Raw genomic sequence first — 10884 nt, forward strand, 5'->3', positions numbered from 1 at the left:
GCGGGGGAGGGGACATTGCGGGCGCGGGCACGTGACATCCGCGATACCGATTGACTTTCGATAGATACCGAGCGATTCTCAATGCATGTTGATGGAGCGACGTGCGGTGACGGGTCTGCGCGTGTTCCTCGTGGTGATGTTCGCGCTCCTGGTGATGCTCCAGACCCTCTCGTTCCCGGGTCAGTTCCGGCACATGGCGTCCGAGCACCCCGAGCACGCGGACTGGCGGTGGCCGGCGACGGCCGCGGTGTTCGTGCTGATCGCCTGCGTCCAGGTCGTGATCGTCGCGATCTGGAAGCTGCTCACGCGGGTCGTGCACGACCGGATCTTCAGCCCCGAGTCCTTCGCCTGGGTGGACGCGATCATCTACGCGATCGCGGCCGGCTGGGTGGTACTGGTCGGCATCGACGTCACCGTCGCCTTCCATGCCGACGACCCGGGCGCCCCCGTGGCGCTGTTCCTGCTGACGGTCGGGGTCACCGTCGTCGGCCTGCTGATGATCGTGATGCGCGCGCTGCTGCGGCAGGCCACCGCGCTGCGGACCGACCTCGAGGCGGTGATCTGAGTGGCGATCGTCGTCCGCATCGACGTCGAGCTCGCGAAGCGGAAGATGAGTGTCGGCGAGTTCGCCGAGGCCGTCGGGCTGACGCCGGCGAACGTCGCGGTCCTGAAGAACGGCCGGGCGAAGGCGGTGCGGTTCTCCACGCTCGAGGCGATGTGCCGGGTGCTGGAGTGCCAGCCCGGCGATCTGCTGGAGTACGTCCCCGACCACGAGCTCGAACGGGTCTGACGACGCATCAGCTCAGAGCGTCAGTTCAGCAGCGTCAGTTCAGCAGCGTCAGTTCAGCAGTGGGGCGATCTCGGGGGCGTCCCGGACCGGGCGGACGTGCGCGCAGGCCGAGCACACCGCCCGCAGGCGCTTCTCGCCGACGGTGGGGCCGGGCACGACCTTGAGGATGACCCGGTGGGAACTCAGTCGCTCCACGTGGGTCACCGCGAAGTGGTTGCAGTTCGGGCAGTGGCTGACCGCGTCGAACTGCTTGCGGATCTTCTGCTTCTGCGGCGCCTCACGCCAGAGCCGCCGCCATAACGGTTCCCCGGTCCGCGTCCAGACCGGTTGGCCGACCTTGCGCCAGATCGGGCCGAAGACCTTCGTCAGCGCCTTGCGGACCGACTTGTTGAAGACCGAGCGCAGCAGTTTGTGCAGCAACCGGCCGATCAGCGGGAAGATCGCCAGCAGAAGCGGCATGACGCCTGCTCAGAAATCCGCGTTCCGCGGGGTGCGGGGGAACGGGATGACGTCGCGGATGTTCGCCATCCCCGTCGCGTACACGATCGTCCGCTCGAAGCCCAGGCCGAACCCGGCGTGCGGGACCGTGCCGTAGCGGCGCAGGTCCCGGTACCACCAGTAGTCGTCCTTGTTCAGGCCCATCTCGTCGAGCCGCGCGTCGAGGACGTCGAGGCGCTCCTCGCGCTGGGAGCCGCCGATGATCTCGCCGATGCCCGGGGCGAGGACGTCCATCGCGGCGACCGTGCGGCCGTCGTCGTTGGCCCGCATGTAGAACGCCTTGATCTCGCGCGGGTAGTTCATGACGACGACGGGCCGGCCGACGAGCTCCTCGGTCAGGTAGCGCTCGTGCTCGGACTGCAGGTCCGCACCCCAGCTCACCGGGAACTCGAACGACTTGCCCGAGCGCTGCAGGGCCTCGATCGCGTCGGTGTAGTCCATCCGCTCGAAGCTGGACTCGACGAAGGTCTCCAGGCGCTCGATGCAGCCGGGGTCGATGCGCTCGGCGAAGAACGCGAGGTCGTCCGCCCGCTCGTCGAGGACGGCGCGGAACAGGTACTTGAGGAAGTCCTCGGCGAGGTCGGCGTCGGCGGCGAGGTCCGCGAAGGCGATCTCGGGCTCGACCATCCAGAACTCGGCGAGGTGGCGTGCGGTGTTGGAGTTCTCGGCGCGGAAGGTGGGGCCGAACGTGTAGACCTTGCTCATCGCCATGCAGTAGGTCTCGACGTTCAGCTGGCCCGAGACCGTCAGGTGCGCCTCCCGGCCGAAGAAGTCCTGGCTGTGGTCGACGGCGCCGTCCGGGGTGCGGGGCAGGTTCGCGAGGTCGAGCGTCGAGACGCGGAACATCGCACCGGCGCCCTCGGCGTCGTTGGCGGTGATGATCGGCGTGTGGATCCAGAAGAAGCCACGTGAGTCGAAGAACCGGTGCACCGCCATCGCGAGGCAGTGCCGTACGCGCGTGACGGCGCCGAAGGTGTTGGTCCGCGGCCGCAGGTGCGCGATCTCGCGCAGGTACTCGAACGTGTGCTGCTTGGCCGCGGCCGGGTAGGTGTCCGGGTCCTCGACCCAGCCGAGCACCGAGACCTCGGTGGCCTGCAGTTCGACCGCCTGGCCCTTGCCCTTGGACTCGACCACGGTGCCGGTCACCGACACCGAGCACCCGGTGGTCAGGTGGGCCACCTCGTCGGCGTAGTTGGCCAGGTCGGGTTTGGCGACGACCTGCAGCGTCGCGAAGCACGACCCGTCGTGGACCGCGACGAAGGACATGCCGGCCTTCGAGTCCCGGCGGGTGCGCACCCAGCCCTGGACGGTCACGGTCGAACCGAGCGCGGCATCCCCGCGCAGCACCTCGGAGATTCGCAGAATCCGCACGGCCCGACCTTAGGCGGTGTCGGTGCGCCAGACCCGAATCGCCGCGTCCGAGCAGGCCGCGACCACCACGGACCCCGCCGGGCCCACCGTCAACGACTGCACCTCGCCGCGGATCCCGGTCAGCCGGGCCGTGGTGCGCCCGGTCGCCGGCTCGGCGAGCAGGATCTCGGACTCGGTCGCGACGACCGCGATCGCCCGCCCGTCCGGGCTCAGCCGCGGGTGCCGGCCGCGCAGGTGGGTGGCCGGCTGTGGCGGGTCGGTCCGCCAGATCTCGGTGCTGCCGTCCGGGGTGACGGCGACCATGAGCGCGCCGTCGGGCGTGAAGGCCAGCGGCCCGCGGCCGAGCAGGGCCTCGGGTTCGAGCAGGCCGTGGAGGTCGTAGAGGCGGATCGCCGCCCCGGCGGCCGCCACCCAACGGCCGTCGGGGCTGAAGACGGGGAGCCCGGTTTCGGGGAGGACCTCGAGGAAGCGCCGCGGCGAGGTGGTCCAGAGCTCGAGGGCGTCCGGGCCGGTGCGGACCGCCAGCACCCGCCCGTTGGGCGAGAACGTCAGGGTGCAGCACTCCAGGTCCACCTCGTCGGTGGGCCGCAGCGTCGCGAACACCGCGCCGTTGGCCGGCTGCCAGAGCGCGACCTCGCCGTCCTCGCCGATGCTCGCGCCGAGGTCGCCCCGGTCGGCGAGCGCGAGGGCGTGCACCCCACCCGGGCCGTGCGGGTTCAGCTGCGCGACGAACTCGCCGGTGAGAGTCCGCCGCACCACGACCTCGCCGGCGTGGTTCTCCTGCCCGGCGACCGCGGTCCACTCCGCCGACACGACGGCCACCTCACCGGGGCCGACGGGGATCGCTCCGCGCTCCGCGCCGGTGGCGGTGTCGAGGAACAGCACCGACCCCGTCCCGGTCGAGTCGGACCCCGTGAGGACCGCGACCACCGCGCCGTCCGCGGCCAGCCACAGGTCGTCCACCGCGAGCCCCGGCAGGACGAGGTGGGGAGCCCGCACCGCAGCGGCGCGGGTTGCGGGGAGGTCCGGGTTGGGCGTCATCCGCGGCTCCTGTCACGTCGACCGCGAAGGCCGCCGCGAAGTGGATCTTGTCGCGATGATCTTGATACGGAGCCGGGCCGCACTTCACCCGCTTAACGCACAACGTCCGACCAAGCGTGACCCATGCCACATTGGTCGGACGTTGATCAGCCGGGCGGCGGGCCGCCCGGGCGCCGCAGATCAGCGGGAGTAGTACTCGACGACGAGCTGCTCGTCGCAGATGACGGGGATCTCGCTGCGGACCGGGGGCCGCTCGAGGCGGAACTTCAGGTCGCCGTGGTTGACCTGCAGGTACGGCGGGATCGCCTCGGGCGCGTTGGCGCCGGCGGCCGCGACCTGGAAGTTCTTCTTGTTGCGGCTGCGGTCGGAGACCGAGACGACGTCACCGGGCTGCACGCGGTACGACGGACGGTCGACGCGCTGACCGTTCACCTGCATGTGCTGGTGGGTGACCATCTGACGCGCCTGGTAGATCGTGCGGGCCAGGCCGGAGCGCAGGACGAGGGCGTCCAGGCGGGTCTCCAGGTCGGCCAGCAGGACCTCACCGGTCTTGCCGGGGTGCGCGTTCGCCTGCTCGTAGGCGCGACGCAGCTGGGTCTCGGAGATGTCGTACTGCGCGCGCAGGCGCTGCTTCTCCAGCAGACGGACCTTGTAGTCCGAGTTCTGCTTGCGGCCGCGGCCGTGGACGCCCGGCGGGTAGGGGCGTGCCTCGAAGTACTTGACGCACTTCGGCGTCAGCGGGATGCCCAGCGCCCGCGAACGCTTGGCCTTCGGTCGAGATGAGTTCACAGAACCACTCCGTGCGTAGTAACTTAGGTGAGCCTAACCTAATGGAGCCTGTCGTGACGCAGACGAACAAGTGCAGCGGCGGCCCGCCGGGGCCCACCAGCGCCGAGCGGGTTGTGACCCTACTCGCCGCCGCCGATTCCCTGACGGTGACCACCGGCGAAGCTCGCGAAGAGTTCGCCGGGCTGCACTCCCTCGACGCCGTCGGACGACTTCTCCTCTGGGCGCCTGCGCATTCCTGCGTGACGCAGGTTCTCGACGCCACCGGAGGTGACGCCAAGGCCTGCATCGAGATCACGGACGTCGCCGCTGCGGCAGTCCGAGACCGGGTCCGTGCGCGTTTGACGGCACACGGCTGGCTAAGCCTAATGCACCGCGACGAGTGCTACGGCACCCCCGAGCTCCTCCTCGAGCTTGATCACGTCCAGTTGACCGAGCGGGGCCGGGTGACGGTGCTCACGCCGGACGAGCTCGTGCGCGCCGACGTCGACCCGCTGGCGGTGCAGGAGGCCGACCTCCTCCTGCATCTGGCCGACGCGCACCCCGAGGCGATCGACCAGTTGACCCGGCTCGTCCACCCCGACGTCCTGCAGTCCGCGACGCGGGTTCTGCCGCTCGCCCTCGACCGCTACGGGATCGTCCTGCGCGTCGAGCGCCTCTCCGGTCACCGCGACGTCCGGCTCCCGTTCCCTCATCGCGCGGTCGACGCCGTCTCCGCCCAGCGCGGACTCGGCGCCCTCCTCGCCGAGGCGGCCCGCCGCGCCCGCCGCTGCCGCGCCCAGCACTGACCTCTCGTTGCGTCCGGCGACCGGTGGCCGACGGCCCTCACGTCGCCGGCCGCAACGGTCAACGACGGAGCGCCGTCACCCTCGGGGGGGTGGCGGCGCTCGTCGCGCGGCGTGCAGTCGGGTGGAGGAGTGGAGTCCGACTGCTGGGGGGAGCCGCTGTCGGAGGGGTCTAGTCCTGGTTCTCCGTGTCGTTCCCCGATCCGCCGATCAGGGTGTCGGTCCCGGCCCCGCCGTTCAGGGTGTCGTTCCCGGACTCGCCGTAGAGGGTGTCGTCCCCGGCCTCACCGTGGAGGGTGTCGCTGCCGGACCCGCCGTAGATGATGTCGTCCCCGTCGCCGCCGTAGACGACGTCGTTCCCGGACCCCGCGCAGATGATGTCGTCACCACCACCGCCGTAGATGATGTTGTTCCCGCTGCCGGCGTTGATGACGTCGGGGCCGGGGGAGCCGGTGATGACTCCGCCGCCGGACCCGCCTTGGATCGCACCGGGCACGTCGCAGGGGCTGGGGGTCGGGGTGCCGGGCTTCAAGCTGGGGTCGGTGTAGGTGATGACCACTCGACCGCCCGCGCCAACCGGCCCCAGGTCGAAGGTGGCGTCCATCGGGCCGAAGCTCGCGCCACCGCCCCCGCTTCCTCCGGGCTGTCGTCCGTTGTCGCCGCCCCCGCGCACGTTGGTGCCGTCGACCGCGCCACCACCGCCGCCGCCAGAGTTGGGCTGATCCGCGTTCTCGCCGGCATTGGTCGCTGCTCCTTGGGCAGCCCCACCCCCGTACGCATTGTTCGTGCCGTCGCCGCCGGTCGGTGTGCCACCGCTGCCGCCGTTCGCGTTGGGGTCACCGGCGCCGCCGCCACCGCCGGCGGCCATCAACCTTGTGCCGGCCCGCGTGACAACGGTGCCGCCGCCGCCGTCCCCGCCGGTGCCCTGAACATCGGCATCGCCGCCGGGCGCGGCGTCGGTGCCGTTGCCGCCGATGTCGAGGGCGAGGATGTCGCCGCCCGCAACGGTGAAGGTCGCGGTCACGACTGCAGGTGCGCCGCCCACCGCGCCGGTGGTGGACTCCCCGGCCTGACCGCGCGCTGCGATCGTCAGTGAGGTGATGCCCGTGGGGACGGTGAAGTCCTGATCCGTGTTGTAGGTACAGGTGACCGCGGTGCCCGCGGCGCTGCAACCGGGCGGAACAGGCGCCGCCCCCGCCCCGGGGGAGAAGAGCAGGGCCGCGCCGGGGACGGCGAGGAGAGGAGCCGCGAGTGCGGCGATGCGCTTGACGTGCATGAGATCTCCAGGCAGCAAGGCGCTCGCAGCAGCCGCAGAGAACTGGCGCGCCGGACGACGCCCAGTCCGTCCCAAAGGCCACATGGGGCGCATTCAGTAAAGGCGCCACCATGAATTCACCAACGGCACATCAGTGCCAAGTGGCGTACTCCGTTCGATATCTCCCCAACGGTCACACCGGTGACGGCGCAAATCGGTCGGTTCGCGAGCGATTCTCGGACCCCGAACGCACGACGCGCCGCGACCGGAGCGGTCGCGGCGCGTCGGAGAGGCGCGGGTCAGCTGGCCTTGAGCTCGATGTTCCGCAGGGTGTTGCGGCCGGCGCCGCCGTTGCCGCGGTCGGTGCCGGCACCGCCGTTGAGGAGGTCGTTCCCGCCGCCGCCGTAGAGACGGTCGTTGCCGGTGCTGCCCCGGAGGTCGTCGTTGCCGGCGCCGCCGCGGAGCTCGTCGTTGCCCGAACCGCCGGCGATGGTGTCGGCCCCCTTGTCGCCGAAGAGGCGGTCGTTGCCGGCGCCGCCGACGATGATGTCGTTGCCCGCGCCGCCGCAGATGATGTCGTTGCCGCCGCGGCCCTCGATGATGTCGTTGCCGCCGCGGGCGACGATCACGTCGTCACCGGGGGAGCCGATGATCCGCTCGGCCTTGCTGGAGCCGACGAACGTTGCGGGCTTGCCGCCGCAGGTGTACTTCGCGACCGGCGGGGGCGGGGTGTTGCCCTCCTTCACCGCGAAGGGCGCCGAGCACTTGCGCTCCGGGTCCTTGCCGGCCTCGTCGACGTCCGCGCCCCAGGAGTAGGTCCCGGCGGGGCTCATGTTGTTCACGGTGAACGTGTACTCGGAGTTCTTCTTCGCGCCCTCGAAGACCTTGCTGGAGAGCGGGGTCCCGTTGTTCTGCATCGGGCTGCCGGCGCAGGTGCCGTTCTGGAACAGGTGGATCTGCACCGTCGCGGGCTCCGCGATGTCGGAGGTGAGCTTCACGGTGACGGCGATCTTCCCGCCGACGACGCCGTCGGCGGTCGTGAAGGCGACGTCGGCGGCCTGGGCGCCGGGGGCCGCGAAGACACCCACGCAGGCCATGGTCGTCAGGACCACGCCGAAACGGGAAACGGTCTTGAGAGTCACGAGCGGCCTCCGTCGGCGGACAAGATCACTGATACCGGGGCGAAGCCTGCCATCTCGGGGCGCCGGAGCGGAGCACATCGGCTCACTAGACTCGCCAAGCCGATCAAGGCTGACCAGGACTCGCTGGTCAGAGCTTATGGGGACGGGACTGTTCGCATGTTGACAATGCAGGACGCGCTGCTGGCGCTCACCCGCTACTGGACCGAGCGCGGCGCGATGATCGTGCAGCCGATGAACACCGAGGTCGGCGCCGGTACCGCGAACCCCGCGACGATGCTGCGCGTCCTCGGCCCGGAGCCGTGGAAGGTCGCCTACGTCGAGCCGTCGGTCCGTCCGGACGACGCGCGGTACGGGGAGAACCCGAACCGCATCCAGATGCACACGCAGTACCAGGTCATCCTCAAGCCGGAGCCCGGCGACCCGCAGCAGCTCTACCTGGGCAGCCTCGAGGCCCTCGGCGTCGACACCCGGGCCAACGACATCCGGTTCGTCGAGGACAACTGGGCGCAGCCGGCCATCGGCGCCTGGGGGTTGGGCTGGGAAGTCTGGCTGAACGGCATGGAGATCACGCAGTTCACCTACTTCCAGGCCGTCGGCGGTCAGACGCTCGACCCGGTCTGCGTCGAGCTGACCTACGGCATGGAGCGCATCCTCATGGCGCTGCAGGGCGTGGGGCACTTCAAGGAGATCGCCTACGCGCCGGGCATCTCCTACGGCGAGGCCTTCGGCCAGGCCGAGTACGAGATGAGCCGGTACTACCTCGACGACGCGGACGTCGCGACCAACCGTCGCCTGTTCGAGGACTACGCCGCCGAGGCCAAGCGCATGGTCGAGGCGAAGCTGCCGGTGCCGGCGCAGATCTACGTCCTCAAGTGCTCGCACGCCTTCAACGTGATGGACGCCCGCGGGGCGGTATCGACGACCGACCGGGCCGCCGCGTTCCGCACGATGCAGCGCCTCGCGCGCGAGGTCTCCGAGCTCTGGATCGAGAAGCGGGCCGAGCTCGGGCACCCCCTGGGTCTGCCCACCGAGTCGACCCCGCCGCCGCTGCCCGAGACCGGCACCGTGCCGACCGGCCCCGCCCCGCTGGTGTTCGAGATCGGCGTCGAGGAGATGCCGCCGCACGAGTGCGGCAACACCGTCGCCGCCGTCCGCGAGGCGCTGACCACCGCGCTCGCCGGGACCGGCCTCGCGCACGGCGAGATCACCGTCGACGCGACGCCGCGTCGCGTGGTCGCGACCGTCGCCGACGTCGCCGCGCGCGAGGAGGACTCGCGCAGGACCGTGAAGGGCCCGAAGGTCGCCGCCGCGTACGACGCCGACGGCAACCTCACCAAGGCCGCGCAGGGCTTCGCCAAGGGCCAGGGTGTCGAGGCCGACCAGCTCGAGCGCCTCACGATCGACGGCGTCGAGTACGTCGGCGTCAGCAGCGAGGTGACGGGCCGCCCGGCGGTCGAGGTGCTCGCCGAGATCCTGCCGAAGATCGTGACCGGTCTGCGGTCCGAGAAGAACATGCGCTGGAACGCGCCGGGTCTGTCGTTCACCCGGCCGATCCGGTGGATCCTCGCGCTGCTCGGCGAGGCCGTCGTGCCGTTCCAGGTCTCGAACATGGCGAGCGGCCGCGAGACGTGGGTGCACCGCAACGCGGACGCCCCGGTCGTCGCCGTGCGCGCGGCCGCCGACTTCGCGCAGGTGCTCGCCGACAACGACATCGTCCTCGACACCGCGGCCCGCCGCTCTCAGATCGTGACGGGGGCTCAGGAGCTCGCCGCGTCGGTGGGTGGTGTCGTCGACATCGAGGGTGAGGCCGACGTCGTCGACGAGGTGACGAACCTGGTCGAGTCGCCGAACCCGATCCTCGGTTCGTTCGAGGAGCGCTACCTCGAGCTGCCGCCGGACATCCTCGTCACCGTCATGCGCAAGCACCAGCGCTACCTGCCGGTGCGGAACGCGGACGGGGCGCTGCGCAACCACTTCGTCGCCGTCGCGAACGGCGAGTGCGACCGCGACGTCGTGCGCGCGGGCAACGAGGCCGTGCTCCGCGCCCGCTACGAGGACGCGTCGTTCTTCTGGCGCGCGGACCTGCAGGTGCCGCCGGCCGAGTTCCGCACGCGCCTGGACAAGCTGACGTTCGCGGACAAGCTCGGTTCGATGGACGACCGCGCGACGCGCATCCAGAAGCTCGCGCTGGAGCTCGCGAAGTCGGTCGACCTCACCGCGGAGGAACTCACCACGCTGACCCGCGCCGGCGAGCTCGCCAAGTTCGACCTCGCGACCGAGATGGTCGTCGAGCTCTCGAAGCTCGCCGGGATCATGGCGCGCGAGTACGCGGTGCGCGCCGGTGAGACCCCCGAGGTCGCGACGGCGCTGCACGAGATGGAGATGCCGCGCTCGGCCGGCGCGGCGCTGCCGATGACCGTCCCGGGTGCGCTGCTCTCGCTCGCGGACCGGCTCGACCTGCTCGCCGGTCTGTTCGCCACCGGTGCCGAGCCGAAGGGTTCCTCGGACCCGTTCGGTCTGCGCCGGGCCGCCCTCGGCGCCCTCGCGGTCCTGCGGGCGCACCCGCGCCTGGCGTCGATCACGATCCCGGCCGGGCTCGCGCTCGCCGCGGCGCAGCAGCCGGTCGAGGTCCCGGCCGACGCGATGGAGAAGGCCGCGGCCTTCACCACCGGCCGCTACGAGCAGGCCCTGCTCGACGCCGGGCACCCGCACAAGCTCGTCCAGGCCGTGCTGCCGCTGGCCGACTCCCCGGCGCGCGCGGACGCCACGCTGGCGACGCTCCCGGCGCTGGTGGCCGACGAGAACTTCGCCGCGCTGGTCGAGGCCGTGCTCCGGATCCGGCGCCTCGTCCCGGCCGACGTGACCGCCGGCCACGACGCCGCGAAGTTCGAGGACCCGGCGGAGAACGCCCTCGCCGACGCTCTCGCGAAGGCGCAGGCCGAGCTGGGTGAGAACCCGTCAGATCTGCCGGCCTTCGTGGCCGTCGGGACCGGCCTGGTCGCCCCGATCCACGCGTTCTTCGACGCGGTGCTCGTCATGGCCCCGGACCCCGCGGTCAAGGCCAACCGCCTGGGTCTGCTCGCCGGCGTCCGGGACCTCTCCGAGGGCCTGGTCGGCTGGGAGGCCCTCGCCTGAGCTGCGGGATGACGTCCCGCACGGGGCCGTGTCAGCCCGTACCGGGGCTGACAGGCACCCCCGGCGGGACGTCATCCCTCA

Annotated in this window: 10 protein-coding genes; 4 read left to right on the forward strand and 6 right to left on the reverse strand. The window is 71.1% G+C overall.

The genetic code is table 11. The features are described 5' to 3' along the window. Nucleotides 1–85 precede the first annotated feature (85 nt). Together ABD401_RS05805 and ABD401_RS05810 are read left to right on the forward strand one after the other, a co-directional pair. The gene (locus tag ABD401_RS05805; RefSeq protein ID WP_344602560.1) at nt 86–565 is read left to right on the forward strand and encodes a DUF2975 domain-containing protein; all 480 of its coding nucleotides are present in this window, start codon (nt 86–88) and stop codon (nt 563–565) included. Next, complete coding sequence (locus ABD401_RS05810; protein ID WP_344602562.1) at nt 566–790, forward strand: helix-turn-helix domain-containing protein; 225 nt, start codon at nt 566–568, stop codon at nt 788–790. Between the two features lie 48 nt (nt 791–838). Here ABD401_RS05810 and ABD401_RS05815 read toward each other — a convergent pair whose 3' ends face one another. The 4 genes from ABD401_RS05815 to rpsD form a co-directional block, all read right to left on the reverse strand. After that, the gene (locus ABD401_RS05815) at nt 839–1249 is read right to left on the reverse strand and encodes a hypothetical protein (protein WP_344602564.1); all 411 of its coding nucleotides are present in this window, start codon (nt 1247–1249) and stop codon (nt 839–841) included. Between the two features lie 9 nt (nt 1250–1258). Further along, nucleotides 1259–2659, reverse strand: coding sequence for an asparagine--tRNA ligase (asnS, locus tag ABD401_RS05820; protein WP_344602566.1), 1401 nt, complete (start codon nt 2657–2659; stop codon nt 1259–1261). Nucleotides 2660–2668: 9 nt separating this feature from the next. Beyond that, the gene (locus tag ABD401_RS05825) at nt 2669–3700 is read right to left on the reverse strand and encodes a WD40 repeat domain-containing protein (protein ID WP_344602568.1); all 1032 of its coding nucleotides are present in this window, start codon (nt 3698–3700) and stop codon (nt 2669–2671) included. A gap of 180 nt (nt 3701–3880) precedes the next feature. Then, nucleotides 3881–4489, reverse strand: coding sequence for a 30S ribosomal protein S4 (rpsD, locus tag ABD401_RS05830; RefSeq protein WP_344602570.1), 609 nt, complete (start codon nt 4487–4489; stop codon nt 3881–3883). 365 nt (nt 4490–4854) lie between these two features. Here rpsD and ABD401_RS05835 point away from each other — a divergent pair, with 365 nt between their 5' ends. Then, entirely contained in the window at nt 4855–5274 is a 420-nt protein-coding gene (locus ABD401_RS05835) for a DUF2470 domain-containing protein (protein WP_344602572.1), read from the forward strand. Between the two features lie 169 nt (nt 5275–5443). Here ABD401_RS05835 and ABD401_RS05840 read toward each other — a convergent pair whose 3' ends face one another. Together ABD401_RS05840 and ABD401_RS05845 are read right to left on the reverse strand one after the other, a co-directional pair. After that, the gene (locus ABD401_RS05840; protein ID WP_344602574.1) at nt 5444–6547 is read right to left on the reverse strand and encodes a calcium-binding protein; all 1104 of its coding nucleotides are present in this window, start codon (nt 6545–6547) and stop codon (nt 5444–5446) included. A 278-nt stretch (nt 6548–6825) separates the two neighbouring features. After that, nucleotides 6826–7668 carry a calcium-binding protein gene (locus tag ABD401_RS05845; protein ID WP_344602576.1) on the reverse strand — a complete coding sequence of 281 codons (843 nt, stop codon included), beginning with the start codon at nt 7666–7668 and terminating at the stop codon, nt 6826–6828. A gap of 156 nt (nt 7669–7824) precedes the next feature. On the opposite strand from ABD401_RS05845, the gene ABD401_RS05850 reads away from it, so the two are divergent. Next, nucleotides 7825–10803, forward strand: coding sequence for a glycine--tRNA ligase (locus ABD401_RS05850; RefSeq protein WP_344602578.1), 2979 nt, complete (start codon nt 7825–7827; stop codon nt 10801–10803). Nucleotides 10804–10884 lie beyond the last annotated feature (81 nt).

Source organism: Sporichthya brevicatena (assembly GCF_039525035.1).
GTDB classification, from domain to species: Bacteria; Actinomycetota; Actinomycetes; order Sporichthyales; family Sporichthyaceae; genus Sporichthya; species Sporichthya brevicatena.